At 47.3% G+C, this 16,747-nt stretch carries 12 protein-coding genes and 1 CRISPR repeat array (1 of these 13 running past the window's edge); all 12 genes read left to right on the forward strand.

The annotated features are described in order from the left end of the window. The first annotated feature begins 66 nt into the window (after positions 1-66). The 12 genes from dnaX (at position 67) to cas6f (ending at position 14,440) form a co-directional block, all read left to right on the forward strand. The gene (gene dnaX, locus ACN0R8_RS13960) at positions 67-2,430 is read left to right on the forward strand and encodes a DNA polymerase III subunit gamma/tau (protein WP_417598459.1); all 2,364 of its coding nucleotides are present in this window, start codon (positions 67-69) and stop codon (positions 2,428-2,430) included. Between the two features lie 122 nt (positions 2,431-2,552). Next, positions 2,553-2,879: a YbaB/EbfC family nucleoid-associated protein gene (locus ACN0R8_RS13965; protein ID WP_078320381.1), complete on the forward strand. Its 327-nt coding sequence runs from the start codon at positions 2,553-2,555 to the stop codon at positions 2,877-2,879. A gap of 171 nt (positions 2,880-3,050) precedes the next feature. Continuing rightward, positions 3,051-3,653: a recombination mediator RecR gene (recR, locus tag ACN0R8_RS13970; protein WP_417598462.1), complete on the forward strand. Its 603-nt coding sequence runs from the start codon at positions 3,051-3,053 to the stop codon at positions 3,651-3,653. Continuing rightward, complete coding sequence (gene rnd, locus ACN0R8_RS13975) at positions 3,653-4,792, forward strand: ribonuclease D (protein ID WP_417598463.1); 1,140 nt, start codon at positions 3,653-3,655, stop codon at positions 4,790-4,792. The genes recR and rnd overlap by 1 nt, the downstream gene beginning before the upstream one ends. A 37-nt stretch (positions 4,793-4,829) precedes the next feature. Next, complete coding sequence (locus tag ACN0R8_RS13980) at positions 4,830-5,117, forward strand: YcgL domain-containing protein (RefSeq protein WP_417598465.1); 288 nt, start codon at positions 4,830-4,832, stop codon at positions 5,115-5,117. Between the two features lie 2 nt (positions 5,118-5,119). Then, positions 5,120-5,566 (forward strand): YcgN family cysteine cluster protein, encoded by a 447-nt coding sequence (locus ACN0R8_RS13985; protein ID WP_417598467.1) that lies wholly within the window; start codon positions 5,120-5,122, stop codon positions 5,564-5,566. Positions 5,567-5,907: 341 nt separating this feature from the next. Beyond that, entirely contained in the window at positions 5,908-6,885 is a 978-nt protein-coding gene (gene cas1f, locus ACN0R8_RS13990; protein WP_417598469.1) for a type I-F CRISPR-associated endonuclease Cas1f, read from the forward strand. Then, positions 6,882-10,238 (forward strand): type I-F CRISPR-associated helicase Cas3f, encoded by a 3,357-nt coding sequence (cas3f, locus tag ACN0R8_RS13995; protein ID WP_417598471.1) that lies wholly within the window; start codon positions 6,882-6,884, stop codon positions 10,236-10,238. The genes cas1f and cas3f overlap by 4 nt, the downstream gene beginning before the upstream one ends. Then, positions 10,222-11,739, forward strand: coding sequence for a type I-F CRISPR-associated protein Csy1 (gene csy1, locus ACN0R8_RS14000; protein ID WP_417598473.1), 1,518 nt, complete (start codon positions 10,222-10,224; stop codon positions 11,737-11,739). The genes cas3f and csy1 overlap by 17 nt, the downstream gene beginning before the upstream one ends. Next, positions 11,736-12,782, forward strand: a complete 1,047-nt coding sequence (gene csy2 / locus ACN0R8_RS14005) for a type I-F CRISPR-associated protein Csy2 (protein WP_417598475.1) — start codon at positions 11,736-11,738, stop codon at positions 12,780-12,782. The genes csy1 and csy2 overlap by 4 nt, the downstream gene beginning before the upstream one ends. Positions 12,783-12,791: 9 nt before the next feature. Then, the gene (gene csy3 / locus ACN0R8_RS14010) at positions 12,792-13,799 is read left to right on the forward strand and encodes a type I-F CRISPR-associated protein Csy3 (RefSeq protein ID WP_417598477.1); all 1,008 of its coding nucleotides are present in this window, start codon (positions 12,792-12,794) and stop codon (positions 13,797-13,799) included. An 8-nt stretch (positions 13,800-13,807) separates the two neighbouring features. Beyond that, entirely contained in the window at positions 13,808-14,440 is a 633-nt protein-coding gene (gene cas6f, locus ACN0R8_RS14015) for a type I-F CRISPR-associated endoribonuclease Cas6/Csy4 (RefSeq protein ID WP_417598479.1), read from the forward strand. 128 nt (positions 14,441-14,568) lie between these two features. Then, positions 14,569-16,747: direct repeats of the CRISPR family, unit length 28 nt; unit sequence GTTCACCGCCACGCAGGCGGCTTAGAAA; it runs 1,329 nt beyond the window's last position.

Raw genomic sequence — 16,747 nt, forward strand, 5'->3', positions numbered from 1 at the left:
ATGCCTGATCAGGCAGTATTTTGAATCGGGTTAAGCCCGCAATTTTCACAAAGCAGACTGGTTTATATGAGTTATCAGGTACTGGCCCGTAAATGGCGTCCTAAAAATTTCCATGAGCTTATTGGGCAGGATCATGTGCGCAGAGCGCTGGTGAGTGCCCTTGATAATGACCGTTTGCATCACGCCTACCTGTTCACCGGAACCCGTGGCGTAGGTAAGACAACTATCGCCCGGATTATCGCCAAATGTCTGAATTGTGAAACGGGCGTAACATCCCGTCCCTGTGGTGAATGCAGCAGTTGCCGTGAGATTGATGAGGGACGTTTTGTAGACCTGATTGAAGTGGATGCTGCATCCCGAACCAAGGTCGAAGATACCCGCGAACTGCTGGATAACGTTCAGTATGCACCGTCCCGTGGCCGCTACAAAGTGTACCTGATTGATGAAGTACACATGCTCTCTACCCATAGTTTTAATGCCTTACTTAAAACTCTGGAAGAGCCACCTCCCCATGTAAAATTCTTGCTGGCCACCACCGATCCTCAAAAATTGCCGGTGACAGTTTTGTCCCGCTGTTTACAGTTTAATCTGAAAAACATGCCGCCGGAGCGAGTGGTAGAGCACCTGAGCAACGTACTGACCCAGGAGCAGATTCCGTTTGAAGATGCAGCGCTCTGGCAGCTAGGGCGCGCTGCCGATGGCAGTATGCGGGATGCACTGAGCCTGACCGATCAGGCAATTGCTTATGGACAGGGGCATATCGATGCCGCTCAGGTTAGTGAGATGCTGGGCCTGGTCGATCAACGGCACGTTGGCGCTCTGATCGATCACCTGATTGGCCGTGATGCTAAAGCTCTGCTGTCTGAGGTGACACGACTTTCTGAGCAGGCCGCAGATTTCGAAACGATTCTTTCAGATATGGCTCTTTATCTGCACCGCATGGCTATTGCTCAGTTGCTCCCGGACGCAGTAGATAACGCTCAAGGGGATCGTGAGCAGGTTTTATCTCAGGCTGCCCGCCTCACCGCAGAGGATGTCCAGCTTTACTACCAGATTGCGATTAAGAGCCAGGAAGACCTGCCTTTAGCTCCCGATGCCCGAACCGGCTTTGAGATGGCATTGATCCGCATGGTCGCCTTTGCCCCACAAGGTGTGCCTAGTGAAGGGGGCAGCCCGCTGCCAAGCCAGGCCATGCCTATGCAAGGGCAACCCGTCTCAGGGGGAGCTCCTGAAGATGATGCTCCGCAATTGAGCCATCCTGACAGCACTAAAAAAAAAGAGCTAACGGACTTATCTCTGAATGAGTCGCCGCAGACGGCACCTGTACCTCAGCCCGTATCTCAGGGAGTCTATGGCATACCTGACGACTCGGGACACAACACAACTTTAAATTCTGATACCCCGGCTCCTGAGCCTCAGCTGGTGAAATTTACACCGCCTGCAGGAGACGAACAGAAACCGACAGGCCAGGCTGCGCAGCCAGCTGTACCAGAGCCGCCTGTTGAAGACCGCGTCGGAAGTACCCCGCCGCAGGAGGCCGGGTCAAGAGTGCAAAGTGCCAGGGCTTCTCTCGGAAGCGGACTGAGAACGGTTCAGTTTCCATCAGCCAGTGCAGATAAAATCAGTCAGGCCTCAAAAAAATCTACGATACCAAACCAAGAGGCGAATGCTGACCATCTTACGCCGCACAGCAGAGCGAACACAGATACCGGCTTTGCATCCGAAAAGGCACCGGCGGCTGGGAATGATATTCCGCCCTGGGAAGCGGTGCCGGCTGTTTCTGAGCCGAATCCGGGCGCTGAGCTAAGTTCGGGGGCTGAGCTAAGTTCAGGCGCTGTGCCAAATGCGATAGTGCAGGAACACCAACGTTCTCCGGCAGATCAACCCGCTCAGGTTCCGGCACCGCACGCCCCGGAATATCAGGACATGATGCCCGAACCCATGTCTGAGCTTGTAAAGCAGGCACCGGCCCTGCGTGACACTGCTCTGCCTGAAGCAGCAGAGTCGGAGATCACGCCCCTTGTTGGCCTCTGCCCGGAGCAGCTGAATACCAATCAGGACTGGCTGCAGGCATTTGCTCACCTTCCTCTTAAAGGGCTCGATCGCTCTCTGGCAAAAAATGCGGCCCTGCTGTCCCGTGAGGGCTCTCATCTGCAGTTTGCTCTCAAAGCAGTAACCGAAAACTTTTTAACGCCGGAGCGCCAAGCCAGCTGGCAAGCAAGTATTCAAAAGCTATTTAACGAAACCCTGACCATTGAAATCAGTGCGTTCAGCACAGATCTGGATACACCAGAAGACTATGAAGCCGCTCTGAAGCAGAGACGGCAGCATCAGGCTGAAGCACTCTTTAGCCGTGACCCCGTTATTCAGGCGTTGCAGCAGAACTTTGACGCAGAGGTTCTGAGTGAGAGTGTGGAACCTTTGATCTAGACTGTGAGTCTGTTTCTTACGCAAAGCCAGATCTGAGCATGTGGGACCGGAAAAGACAGATCGCTTTACCCGTTTAATATGAGGTAAAGCTGTGAATGACCAAGCGACTTGAGGATAAAATAATGTTTAAAGGCGGAATGGGTAACCTGATGAAGCAGGCGCAGGAGATGCAGGAAAAAATGCAGAAACTGCAGGAAGAAGCCGCTAATCATACTGTGACGGGTGAATCTGGAGCAGGCATGGTGAAAGTCACCATGAACGGACGACATGATGTTAGCGCTGTTTCCATTGATGATAGCCTGATGAGTGAAGATAAAGAGATGCTGGAAGACCTGCTTGCCGCTGCCGTTAATGATGCTGTACGCCGCGTTGAAACAAGCACCCAGGAAAAAATGGCTGAACTGACCGGTGGCATGCAGATGCCTCCGGGGTTTAAAATGCCATTCTGATTGGTGAAGGTTAAACCTGAACTGATCAAGCGTAAAAAGCCGCTGATCAGCGGCTTTTTACGTTGTCATTTTTACTTTTATAATGGTCTCTCTTGATCTGGTTGGCGCTTATTCTCATAGATCAGCCTAAAAACGATAACCTGACACAAACGGCCTGATTAAGGATCTGCTATGGCTTTCAGCCCCTTGGTTGAAGAACTGATTACCGCCTTACGATGCTTGCCCGGTGTTGGGCCCAAATCGGCTCAGCGTATGGCGCTGCACCTTCTTGAGCGGGAGCGTGAAGGTGGCTTCCGACTGGCAGAAGTATTGGAACGTGCTCTGGAGCATGTCGGACAATGTCAGGAGTGTCGAACCCTGACAGAAGAGCCCGTGTGCAGCCTGTGCAGAAGTGAGCGGCGTAACCGTGAGCTTTTATGTGTTGTAGAGACGCCAGCCGATCAGATTGCAATGGAGCAGGCGGGAGGGTTCGATGGTCGTTATTTTGTCCTGACCGGACACCTATCCCCCATTGACGGCATTGGCCCGGATGCGCTGGGAATGGATCACCTGGAAGCCAAGGTTCGCCGGGACCTGGTCAAAGAGGTCATTCTGGCTACAAACCCCACCGTCGAAGGCGAAGCAACCGCGCACTACATCTCCGAAATGTTGCAGCATTTACCGGTAACCGTAACCCGTCTGGCCCATGGTATTCCTGTGGGTGGCGAGCTTGAATATATTGATGGTGGAACCCTGAGCCGAGCGATGGCTGGCCGGTTACCAATGGCGAAATAATGACCGAAGACACAATCGAATACCGCTTTATTGATTCTGACAGCCTCCTGAAAGAGCGCTGCACCCATTGGCTGACCTGCAGTGTTATCGCACTGGATACAGAGTTTATCCGTGTGGACACCTTCTATCCGAAAGCTGCCCTGATTCAGATACAGGACAACCAAGGCTGTTGGCTGATCGATCCTCTTACCATTTCAGACTGGGAACCTTTTAAGCAGGTGCTGAACGCTGAGCAAACCTTAAAAGTGTTGCACGCCTGCTCAGAAGATCTTGATGTTTTTACCAAACTGACCGGCACTCTGCCCAAGCCAATGATGGATACTCAGGTTGCATTGGCTTTTCTTGGAGAAACCCTCTCCGTTGGCTATCAGCGCATGGTAGAAAACTGGCTGGATATCTCCCTGCAAAAAGAGGAAACCCGATCAGACTGGCTGCAGCGTCCTCTGACCCAGAGCCAGTGTGCTTATGCCGCAGCCGATGTGTTTTATCTGTATAAAATCTGGCCCAAAATAGAGCAGAAATTACAGGAACAGAATCGTTTCGATTGGTGTCGTCAGGAGTGCGCACAGATCATTCATCTGTCAGCGCAAGCACCGGATGATGAATTTTATTTTCTGCGGGTCAAGCAGGCCTGGAAGCTGAATCAGGAGCAACTTGCTGTGCTTCAGGTCTTAGCTGCCTGGCGGGAACAGGAAGTCCGGGAACGAAATATCCCCCGTGGTCGTCTGGTTTCCGATAACCTGTTGTGGCTGATCGCCCTGAAACTACCCGCCAACCGAATGGAACTGTCCCGGATAGAAGGCATTCGCCACAGCACCATCAAAAAAGACGGTGACGATATTCTTGAGCTAGTGGATATCGCCCGTAACCGGGCTCAGGCCATGTGGCCCACTTCACTGCCATCTCCCATCGGCCACCCTTACCGGGACTGGTCAAAAGCGATGAAGAAGAAAGTGCGTCAGGTCGCAGAAGCGCATAACCTGCCACCGGAACTTCTGGTCAGAAAGCGCCAGATGGAACAGGTATTAAACCGGGCAATACGCGGTGAACTCAACTTTATACCTGAAGAGTGGCGTGGATGGCGGGAAAACCTGGTCGGCCAGCCCCTGATCGATCTGCTGGATAAGTTGCGTAGTTAGTCCGCCCCACACCGATACCGATATAACGGGAAAAACAGTGAAAGTTATTTGCGAAGTATTTAAAAGCCCACGTAAAGATGAGATGTACATTTACGTAGACAAAAAAGAAGGCCTGAAACGTGTACCCGAAGAACTGCTGGAGATCTTTGGCAAGCCCAAATCTGTCATGACCATGCTGATCCGAGAAGAGAAAGACCTTGCCCGGGTCAAATCTGAAGATGTGTTGAGAGAGATCCGCGAAAAAGGCTTTTATCTGCAAATGCCACCGAAAAAAGATGAATACCTGCTGGATCTGTATAAAGCACCCACAGAAGGTAAGTACTGAAAATGAGCGAGACAGAACACTTCTGGGAACAGAAAGCACTCGCCGATATGAACCATGAAGAGTGGGAATCTTTGTGCGATGGCTGCGGTAAATGCTGTCTGCATAAAATGGAAGATGAAGACGACGGCACCGTCTACTACACCGACGTTGCCTGCAAGCTGCTCGATATAACCCAGTGCCACTGCAACGATTACGACAACCGCAAACAGCACGTACCAGAGTGTTTAAAGCTAACGCCAGAAGACGTACAAGCTTTTGACTGGTTACCGCATACCTGCGCCTATCGGCTGATCAAAGAGAGTAAACCTCTGCCAGAATGGCACCACCTGCTCACCGGCGATAAAAAAAGCATCCACAAAGCCCGCCAAAGTATCAAAGGCCGAGCCGTCAGCGAACAAGTGGTTCACCCCGACGAAATGGAATGGCACATCATCCAATGGGTTGAATAACCATCTCCCTCGGATATTCACCGCAATCGAGACAGTGGTGAGTATCCACCCCGTAGTTCCTTTCATTCCTCTTCTATCTCTACTCACCCCCGCGGCCTCTACTAACTCCATAACCTGATCATTTTCGAACCGCGTCATGCACCACAACTTCAGATCAGAATACGATCCTCAAGCTAAACGCTATCCTTTGCCCCTTGGTCTTAATGACCTTCAAAAAAAGGGCTGTTATCGTGTATTTTAATTGGAGGATTAAAGCAGAACCTGCGGCATCAGTTGTCGTATCCTTGGGGTAAGCTCAAGCAGGACTGTTTTTAGAATAGTAAGCACATAAGGATATTGTTATGGATGACTTCTCACCGTCTGATCTTAAAACCATTTTGCACTCCAAGCGTGCCAACCTGTATTACTTAGAATACTGCCGCGTCATGCAAAAAGATGGTCGTGTGCTCTACCTCACCGAAGCCAGTAAAGAAAACCTCTACTTTAATATTCCCATCGCCAACACTACGGTATTGCTGCTCGGTAACGGCACCTCTATTACTCAAGCGGCTATGCGGATGCTGGCACAGGCGGGTGTATTGGTCGGCTTTTGTGGTGGCGGTGGAACACCTCTTTATATGGCCTGCGAAGTGGAATGGCTGACACCGCAAAGTGAATACCGGCCTACGGAATATCTGCAGGGTTGGATGCAGTTCTGGTTTGAGGATGAAAAACGGCTCGCCGCCGCCAAACGCTTCCAGCAAGCCCGAATTGAGTTCCTGCAAAATGTCTGGCAGAAAGACCGTGACCTGAAACTTGAGGGCTTTGCCTTTGATGATAGCGCGATACAAAAAGCCCTAACCACCTTCCATGCACGTACAGAGGCTGCAACAAAGTCATCCGAGCTGCTACTAACTGAAGCCCAGCTTACTAAGGTGCTTTATAAGTATGCGGCTAACAACACCCAACTAACGGATTTCACCCGCCAGCACCAATCCCAAGATAAAGCTAACGACTTTTTAAATCACGGCAACTATCTGGCCTATGGTCTGGCTGCCAGTTGTTTATGGGTGTTGGGCATTCCTCACGGTTTTGCCGTGATGCACGGAAAAACCCGCCGTGGTGCGTTGGTGTTTGATGTAGCAGATCTGATTAAAGATGCCATCGTACTGCCCTGGGCCTTCGTCTGCGCCAAAGAGCAAGCCACTGAACAAGAGTTCCGCCAGCAGATCCTGCAAGCCTTCACCGATCATAAAGCCCTGGATTTTATGTTTGATACCGTGAAGGCCGTGGCACTGCAGAATATGAGCCAACAGGAAATTGAGGCACAGCAGCTATGATGGTCACCTTTGTCTCTCAATGTGAGAAAAAAGCCCTGCCCAGAACCCGACGGGTTCTGGATGCCTTTGCTAATCGCATTGGTGATAACACCTGGCAAACCCTAATCACCGAAGATGGCCTGCTGACCGTCAAAAAAATGCTGCGCCAAACCGCCAGTAAAAGCACCGCCGTAAGTTGCCACTGGGTACGCTCCCGATCCCGCAGCCAACTTTTGTGGGTGGTAGGCAATAAACGGAAATTTAACAGCGAAGGCATCGTGCCGGTGAATAGCACTGAGAAAGACTTACTCTTTAAAGAGCGATTTGCCCTGAATATGGAAGTAATCGCTAATCTGGCTGCTATAGCAGGGTTCTTTCATGATATCGGTAAATCAAATCAGTTGTTTCAGGGTAAATTAGATTTAGATAAACGCAGTTCTAGCTCCGAACCACTTCGACATGAATGGATATCTTTAAGACTGTTTCAGGCTTTTGTTGGGCTTCAAACGGATCAGCAATGGCTCAGTAAACTTACTGAAGTCAATAACTCAACAGAAGACGAAGTGCTAGAGGCTCTGCTTAACTACAGAGATCTTCTGGCAAATAATATTCCTTGCCCATTAACTAATCTTCCTCCTATTGCCTCGACGGTTGGCTGGTTAATCGTCTCCCATCACAAGTTACCTCAGTACCCATATGGACTCGATAACCCCCCTGATTTAGGGAATATTGATTCTTGGCGGGAAATATTTGAACCTTGCTGGAATTCGCCTCAGGTCATATCAAAGCAATGGTCAGAGTTAGTTATTATTAAGAATTGGAGCTTCCCAGTAGGGACACCATTTAAAAGTGCATTCTGGCAAAACCATATATCTCGCCTTGCAAAACGAGTGCTGAATTGCCAGAGATTTTTTGAACCCGAATGGCAGGCTAACCTATCAACCAGGCACCTAGCTCGTTTGTCCTTGATGCTGGCAGATCATGCCGAATCCTCCAGAAAAGATATTGATAATAATCTGTCAGATAGAAATTACAGAGCTTATGCTAATACAGATGTTGATGAGCACGGCCAGCGCTATCAAAAGCAGAAACTAGATGAGCACAATATCAGAGTTGGTGAATGGGCTTATAAAATAGCATGTGATTTGCCCGGTTTAAGAGATTGCTTAAAAAAGCTGGATAGAATAAAGGCACTTGAAAAGCCTGTGCCACCAGAGTTTAAAAATGAGTTTGGCTGGCAGGATAAGGCCGCTCAATTAGCTGCAAAAATTAAAGACCAGACCAAAAAACATGGTTTCTTCGGTATCTCTATGGCCTCCACAGGTAAAGGAAAGACCCGTGCTAATGCCAAAATTATGTATGCCCTATCTGATGAAGGCCAATGTCGTTTTAACGTAGCTCTAGGCTTAAGAACACTCTCTATTCAGACTGCCAATGCACTCAAGCAAGATCTGTTTGGTTCTGATGAGGCGAGTCAGAAATTAGCAAATCAAAATATCGCTTTGCTAGTAGGGTCTCAGGCTGTTAGGGATTTACAGCAGATATCTCTGGTAAATGACTCCAGTGTCGATTCGGATCAGGGTAGTCAATCTAAAGAATCCTTACTGAAAGATGAAGTTGAGCTATTGGATGACTTGGATACGGAGTTGTTGGAAAAAATCTCTTGGTGCAAGCATGATCCTAAAATTCTCCGATTATTACATGCACCTATTTTGGTTAGCACTATCGATTACTTGATACCCGCAACAGAGGGGGTAAGAGGTGGCCGTCAGATTGCCCCAATGTTACGTCTGTTAACCTCTGATTTGGTACTAGATGAACCAGATGATTTTGGTATCGATGATTTACCAGCATTGTGTCGCTTAGTCAATTGGGCTGGTATGTTGGGAAGTCGTGTTCTGTTCTCTACAGCTACTATTTCACCTCCTTTTGCTATCAGCTTATTTGAAGCATATCAAGCCGGTCGTCAACATTTTGTTCAAGCCCATGGCGAACAAGATAGAGAAAATAAAATATGCTGTGCTTGGTTTGATGAATGTAATAAGCCAGAAGAGATCTTGGCACAAGATAGTAAGCAATTTTCGCAAGCTCATAATGATTATGTGACTAAAAGAGACTATCAGCTTAGCAAATTACAGAAAATATTAAGAAAAGGTAAATTGGTTGATTTTGATTCTATTTCGGCACCTACTCCCAGCGTAGCTTTCTCAGAGCGTATTTATCAATCGATTAAAGAGCTGCATTTTCAGCACCTTATCCCCTTCGGAAATAAGTCTGTATCAATTGGCTTAGTAAGAATGGCTAATATTAATCCATTGGTTCATATTTCTCAGCAGTTGCTTGAAATGCCAGCGCCTGAAAATACTCAGATTCACTACTGTATTTATCACAGCCAGTACCCTCTTCTACAGCGTGCCAGTATTGAAAAAATGCTTGATCGTGCGCTTAAACGTCATAAGGAAGACGAGTGGAAAAATAACTCTGGAATTAAAGACATTATTGGGCAGGGTGATGTTCAGCACCACATCTTCGTAGTTTTGGCCACATCCGTGGCTGAAGTCGGGCGCGATCATGATTATGACTGGGCTATCGTTGAACCAAGTTCACAGCGCTCAATTATTCAGCTAGCAGGTCGAATACAGCGTCATCGAATGCAGCCGCCAAGCCAAGAAAATATTCATATATTGGCAAAAAACTATAAAGGTTTAAAAGGAAAAATACCGTGCTTTGAAAAGCCGGGGTATGAAAACGTTCGCCTACGTTATTCTTCTTCAGACTTAAGAGATTTAAAGATAGAGAGTGAGTTAGGTGCAATTACTGCAAGCCCAAGGCTATTGGGTGTTAAAGGCGAACCGGATCTAAGTCAGGGCCATCGGTTTAATAAGTTTTCAGAGCTTGAGTATTTTGCGCAAATGATGAGGCTGGATGGAAACCAAAAGCAGCCTAATCATGCGGCTCAGTGGTGGCAAAGTGATGTGACATGGTGCGGGGAGTTGCAGCGTTTACAACCTTTTAGACGATCAAGAAACAGTGATGAATACTGTTTAGCTCTGACCCGAGAGAATAAGCCTGTCTGGCAAAAGAAAAGTCAGGGCGTTTATCCCATAGAATACCTTAATACCACAGATATCAAGATTCCCCAGAAAGCTCTGCAGTTAGGAGAAAGGGTGAATATTTGGCATCAATTTGACCTGCTGTTAGAGGTTGAATATCTGACTGAGGAGTTTGGGAAAAGTGAGCAGGCGACGTTGCAAACCTATACTCATGTAGCCCTAGAAGAGCTTGATGAAAATACACCTCAGCAATGGCAATATCAGCCTGAGTTAGGGATTTATAAAATATTGCGAAAGGATGAATATGACGATGGTGAGTAGTCAAACGTCTCAAGCGCTGGCTAAAGGCATAGCGATTTACTTAGCAAAGCGGCGAGATGCAAAAGAAGAAAATTATCTGAAATCTAAGCCGCAGACAAAAAAAGGAGTCGTGAGTAAGGGAATAAATACCCGGTTGCTCAGTATTGCAAAGCGTCTATCCGGTAATAGTGATGCCGTTAAAACCGTTGAGAAAACCAAGAAAACAAAAGAGCAAACTGCTTTGGCTTTTCAGCAGAAAAAATATCAAACACTGCTTGACCTGATAGGAGAAGACGTTGTTGATAACGAGCTGCATGATCTTAAAAGTGAATATATAGGCTTTGTTGCAGAGCTTAATGAACAACATATACCAGCGGTTTGGCTGGATGAATGGGTCGAGAAAGCCAACGATATCAGCTTTGCGACTCATGTCGCCAAACTGACCCATTCCAGCAGTAAAGGAAGTAGTGTTTTAGATGCCTCCAAGTGCCAAGACAACCGTTATCTCACAACTAACAGCTTGGTCAATCCCTGTATTGATACCGCATCTTCTAATGCGGCATCTTTACCTATTGCCGATATTTTAAAGGTCAGTAGTGATGGCTATTCAGTATTGGACTGCTTAAAAGCGGATTGCTATGAATGTTTTGATGCATTTACAGCAGATCAGGCTCAGGTTCAGCGTTGGGTGAGCGGGTTAAAGCAAGCTTATGACAGTGATAAGAAACAAAGTTATTTCTTGTCGAAGCAGGTTTACTTTCCAATAGCTACAAATCAATACCATTTGTTATTACCTCTCACATCTTCATCTTTAGCTCAGGAAATGCATTTAGAGTTTCGTAAGTTTTTTGATGATGAAGCGCAGGTTAAAGCTAGAGATCAGTATAAAAAGGATAAGTATAGCTCAACGGTACGAGTCAGCTACCCGAACAAAGCTAAGTTAAATATCACTGGTTCTAATCACTCCAATGCATCGGCTTTGAATGGTGTAAGAGGTGGGAAAATAACCCTGTTATCTACCCAGCCGCCACAGTGGATAACTCAAACTGTCAGCTTCAGGCAAGTCGATGGGCTTTTTAACAAGCAGTTGGCCTATCAGTTGATGCCAGAAATTCGGGAACTCCAAAAGTACTTTAAGTTACTCAAAAGCAAAGACCTTAGCGAAAGTAAACCTGAACGTCGCAACGCTCTCATCAATAAATTAAATGACATTATTAGCGAGTTATTTGACTTCATTCTAGTAGTGAATCAAAACGAAAAACCGGGTTGGACATTACAGAGTGAATTACCTATTGAGTATCAGCTATTGTTTGAGCCTTGGCGGGATGATGACGCCAGTAAGGCAGAAAAAATAACGACAGAGTGGCAGAAAGAAATTAGTAGAGACTTCTCATTTTGGCTAAGCAAGCATCTTAATGAGAAAGGCAAGCTTGAGCTGAATCCGAGGCAAATAAAAGGTCTGGAAAAAGTATTTGCTCTGCGTCTAAGGGTGTTTGTTGCGGAACAGGAGGTTGCATTATGAGTCAGTATCTCGTTTTAAGCCGTATCAAAATTCAAAATGCGAACACTATTGCAGGTTTTACTTGGGGCTTCCCAGCTATTACTTCATTTTTAGGTTTCACTCATGCATTAAATCGAAAGCTTTCAGATAGCTATAACGGTGATTACCCCTGTGAATTGAGCGGCTGTATGGTGATTGCTAATAGGGCTGATAATAAAGTTTATAGGCCTAAAAAATTTTCGGATTTCGAGTTCATACAAAGTAAAACCCCACCGGTATTAGCTAAGCATAAAAATAGCTCACCGCCCATTATTGAAGAAGGTAAAGTTAACCTGACCGTCAGTTTGGTAATTGAGCTAGATACACCGTTATCACTTACGTCAGATAAAAGTGTTGAGTTTGAAAACTATATTGAATCTTTATGTCGGTCTATGCATATTGCAGGCGGTACTGTACTTGATCTTGCCAAAGTAAAACTCTTGTCTGCCAGCACGGAAGAACAGCACAGAACGCTGATCAATAAGGTAAAACGATTATGTATGCCGGGTTTTGTCCTAAAGGATCGAAGCGATGACCTGCAACAGCGGGTAGAGGAGATTACATCTCAATCCGATGTAGAACTACCCCAGCCGAGACTGAACGCATGGCTTGACTTTTCGGCACTTAAATTTGTAGCTCAACCGAAGCTAAAAGAAGGACAAACTCAGCCGGATGAGCAAACTGATGCTACTTGGGGTTACGAGTCTAAGGTTTATAAAGGCTATTTAGTACCCCTTATGGTTGGCTATAAGGCGATCAGTGATGTTTATGAGGCTGGTCAGATTGAAAATACCCGAGATCCAGATACCCCTGCTTGTTTTGTTGAAGCCGTACACTCAGTAGGTGAGTGGGTCAGTATGCATAGAGTTAGAAATCTTGATGAATTTATTTGGTGCTACCACCAACAGGATGAATGGTACTTATGTCAACAAGCCCCTAATGAGGCGGATGATGTAAACCATCTTCACATTGATACAAACCAATCTCAATCTGATATTGATGAACAAGTGCTTAACCTATTTTAAGGATGAAACATGTCTACTTATACTTTGCCTTCCGTATTAGCGTTTGACCGTAAACTAGAGCCATCAGATGGTGTTATGTTTTCAGGTAGCTGGTTAGATATTAACAATGAAGATAACTGGCAGCCTATCAAGCTATTTGATCGTCGTAATCGTGCTGTAAAAAGTAACTTCACTAAAGAAGTTTTAGACAATGAGGAAGCACTCCAGAAGCAGATCGCCGAAGCGAATTTATCTTGGGGAGACGATGCGGCTCTTAAGCATGGTCAGGATACATTACGTTTAAGTTTTAGCCTGCGGGTGGTAGCGGGGGTTGATAACCCTACAGCCTGCAACAATACGGAGTTTGCGAATCGCTTTAAGGAAGTGATAGCCGATTATGTGCAAATAGGCATTAAAGAGCTGGCTGACCGATATGCATACAATATAGCAAATGGTCGTTTTCTATGGCGTAACCGAGTAGGTGCAGAGCAGGTTAGGATTCGTGTCTCAGGCCGCTGCCTAGCTGAAACCCTAGAATTTGACGCTTATAACTATTCCCTTCATGCCACCCGATCTGATGACAGCCAAGTCGCGAAACTAGCTCAGGTAATTCTGTCTGGCTTAACAGGTGAAGAGAGGCCTGTACTTAAAATAGAAGCATTTGCTCAACTGGGTGATACGCAGCGAGTGTGGCCTTCTCAGGAAATGGTGTTGAATTCACCTAAGGGTGAGAAAAGTCGCCACCTCTTTAAACTAGATGATGTGGCCGCTATGCATTGTGAAAAAATCGGTAATGCATTGCGCACCATAGATGACTGGTACCCGACATTCAGTGAGACCAATAAGCCTATCGCAATTGAAGCATACGGCTCCGTTACTCAGCGGGGCATTGCTTATCGTTCCAGTAAAAACGATTTTAAAACCTTACTGCTTAAATGGCTAAATAGCGGAAGTACTGAGCAATTGAGCGAAAATGATAAACATTTTGTAGTGGCAATGCTGATTAGAGGCGGTGTGTTTGGTGAAGGTGAGAGCTAGGAGTTTTTATGAACTACTACCAAGATATCACCCTGCTGCCGGATGCTGATATTGCACTGGGTTTTCTTTGGCAGAAAATCTATCAGCAAGTACATATCGCCTTGGTTGAGCAGAAGGTGGATGCACAGCATAGTGCTATAGCGGTCAGCTTTCCGACTTATGGCAGTAAAGGCTTTCCTTTGGGTAATAAACTGAGGGTACTGGCTAAAGAAAAAGAGCAATTGGAAGCATTAAATCTGGCCGGTTTTCTAAGTCGATTTGAGGATTACACGCATCTTAAATCAATACAGCCAGTGCCGGAGGGTGCACCTCTTGTTGCGTTTGTTCGCAAGAATATAAAAGGACAGGCCCGTATCGAAAAAGATATGCAGGCTAAAGCGGAGCTTTGGGCAAAAAAATCAGGGCAAAGTATTGCAGACTGCCTAAAGCAGCTTGAAAAAACCAAGCCAAAGGCAGAATCAAAAGCGCCTTTTATTTGGATGGAAAGCCAAGAAACCAAAGCGAGCAACCCTGAAGGAGCCGCCAAGTTTCCGCTGTTTATTGAGCGAATAAAGATCAGTAACACACAAGAGGGGCTTTTTAACTGCTACGGCCTAAGTGCCTTCAGTGGGGATAAAGCTTCCACTGTTCCTGATTTTTAACCAAAAAAAACGCTCTTTAAAAATAGATAATAAAAACAAATAGTTACAGCAAGGCTAAAAATAAAGGTATTTATTAGTATTTTTATCTAAGTCTCTGCTGTAGCTATTTTTTGTGGTAAATTTTCATTGTTCACCGCCACGCAGGCGGCTTAGAAAGTGTATCGCTTAACGAGCTGGCATCAGTTTTAGTTCACCGCCACGCAGGCGGCTTAGAAATGAAAGAGCTTCGGGAAGACGCGGTGATCGTCGTTCACCGCCACGCAGGCGGCTTAGAAACACCGAAGGCGCAGAGATCGACTACCGAGAAAGTTCACCGCCACGCAGGCGGCTTAGAAAAGCAGCAGGCCGCCACCTAACAGCGCAGGCATGTTCACCGCCACGCAGGCGGCTTAGAAAAGTGTTATATGACACAGATCCACCATACGTATGTTCACCGCCACGCAGGCGGCTTAGAAAGCCGATTCGTAAAACCAGCATCAATAAATTTTGTTCACCGCCACGCAGGCGGCTTAGAAAATCAATAAGTCCGTCAAGCTCTCCAAGTTTCGGTTCACCGCCACGCAGGCGGCTTAGAAAAGTGTGATGGCGCTGAAAAAATACGGCGGTAAGTTCACCGCCACGCAGGCGGCTTAGAAACATAAAAATTGCACCAAGGTTTTCCAGCTGGAGTTCACCGCCACGCAGGCGGCTTAGAAAGTTCTGAGGTGGTATTTATGTTCGCTGATAGTGTTCACCGCCACGCAGGCGGCTTAGAAAGCTCAGGAAAGGCTCTATTCGGTCAGAAGATAGTTCACCGCCACGCAGGCGGCTTAGAAATGATTCAACAGCGGACAGTAGTGCACGGCCTTGTTCACCGCCACGCAGGCGGCTTAGAAAGTGTAGTCGGCTAGTTGTGGCAAATCCCCAGTGTTCACCGCCACGCAGGCGGCTTAGAAAGCCTGAGTGGGTTTTCCGGGTTCGGAAGGCAGGTTCACCGCCACGCAGGCGGCTTAGAAATGATGACGGACACCGACTGGAAATCCGCAAACGTTCACCGCCACGCAGGCGGCTTAGAAATGTAGTAGGAGGCCCGATCGACAATGGTTGGTGTTCACCGCCACGCAGGCGGCTTAGAAAAGCCTGCCGCTGAACCTACCCCAGATCTGAAGGTTCACCGCCACGCAGGCGGCTTAGAAAGTAACTGTCGGAAATACCCGTATACTGGCATAGTTCACCGCCACGCAGGCGGCTTAGAAAGCTTGATCATCCGCACCGTTATGCCTCGTCTTGTTCACCGCCACGCAGGCGGCTTAGAAAATTTTGTATAGGTTCGCACCTGGCGGCCTAAAGTTCACCGCCACGCAGGCGGCTTAGAAAAACAATATCAATTTTAAATCCTCGATGATTAAGTTCACCGCCACGCAGGCGGCTTAGAAATTTTTATCTCTGATCTGCTCAAGCAGCTTAATGTTCACCGCCACGCAGGCGGCTTAGAAAATCAGGATGATCTGACTGCTCAATAAACAAATGTTCACCGCCACGCAGGCGGCTTAGAAAAGTATTCATAACCAGTTCACCGTTAGCACTATGTTCACCGCCACGCAGGCGGCTTAGAAAAGCGGCATCAGTCTGCCAACGTATACGCTGGGGTTCACCGCCACGCAGGCGGCTTAGAAACGCATCGAGCAAGACTACCAAGAGCGTATCGCGTTCACCGCCACGCAGGCGGCTTAGAAATGACAGACCTTTAAGAGACAGCTCGCTAGGATGTTCACCGCCACGCAGGCGGCTTAGAAAGCTCAAAGCCGTGCATTCCAAGACACTGCATCGTTCACCGCCACGCAGGCGGCATAGAAAAGTAGCGACTCAGTTGGTCAACCGGTATCGGAGTTCACCGCCACGCAGGCGGCTTAGAAATTTCTGTGTGGAACGTAACGCTCACACCTTCAGTTCACCGCCACGCAGGCGGCTTAGAAAAGATTGAAATGCTACATGCAATTAATAACTTAGTTCACCGCCACGCAGGCGGCTTAGAAAGTTCTGAGGTGGTATTTATGTTCGCTGATATAGTTCACCGCCACGCAGGCGGCTTAGAAACAGCGTCCGAGTTGATCTGCATTCGAGGTGATGTTCACCGCCACGCAGGCGGCTTAGAAATACAAACACCGCAACAAGTCAGGCCAGCGTGGGTTCACCGCCACACAGGCGGCTTAGAAATTTTATCCAGCTTTTGAGCTTAGACATCATAAGTTCACCGCCACACAGGCGGCTTAGAAAAGATCGTCAAGACTCCAAGCGTCAAACTGGCTGTTCACCGCCACACAGGCG

Origin of the sequence: Oceanospirillum sp. (genome assembly GCF_048265165.1) — a bacterium.
Classification (GTDB): domain Bacteria; phylum Pseudomonadota; class Gammaproteobacteria; order Pseudomonadales; family Halomonadaceae; genus Oceanospirillum.

What these genes read in the sequence shown, in the direction of transcription:
- dnaX (WP_417598459.1), top strand. Translation starts at nt 67, where the DNA reads ATGAGTTATCAGGTACTGGCCCGTAAATGGCGTCCTAAAAATTTCCAT.
- ACN0R8_RS13965 (WP_078320381.1), top strand. Translation starts at nt 2,553, where the DNA reads ATGTTTAAAGGCGGAATGGGTAACCTGATGAAGCAGGCGCAGGAGATG.
- recR (WP_417598462.1), top strand. Translation starts at nt 3,051, where the DNA reads ATGGCTTTCAGCCCCTTGGTTGAAGAACTGATTACCGCCTTACGATGC.
- rnd (WP_417598463.1), top strand. Translation starts at nt 3,653, where the DNA reads ATGACCGAAGACACAATCGAATACCGCTTTATTGATTCTGACAGCCTC.
- ACN0R8_RS13985 (WP_417598467.1), top strand. Translation starts at nt 5,120, where the DNA reads ATGAGCGAGACAGAACACTTCTGGGAACAGAAAGCACTCGCCGATATG.
- cas1f (WP_417598469.1), top strand. Translation starts at nt 5,908, where the DNA reads ATGGATGACTTCTCACCGTCTGATCTTAAAACCATTTTGCACTCCAAG.
- cas3f (WP_417598471.1), top strand. Translation starts at nt 6,882, where the DNA reads ATGATGGTCACCTTTGTCTCTCAATGTGAGAAAAAAGCCCTGCCCAGA.
- csy1 (WP_417598473.1), top strand. Translation starts at nt 10,222, where the DNA reads ATGACGATGGTGAGTAGTCAAACGTCTCAAGCGCTGGCTAAAGGCATA.
- csy2 (WP_417598475.1), top strand. Translation starts at nt 11,736, where the DNA reads ATGAGTCAGTATCTCGTTTTAAGCCGTATCAAAATTCAAAATGCGAAC.
- csy3 (WP_417598477.1), top strand. Translation starts at nt 12,792, where the DNA reads ATGTCTACTTATACTTTGCCTTCCGTATTAGCGTTTGACCGTAAACTA.
- cas6f (WP_417598479.1), top strand. Translation starts at nt 13,808, where the DNA reads ATGAACTACTACCAAGATATCACCCTGCTGCCGGATGCTGATATTGCA.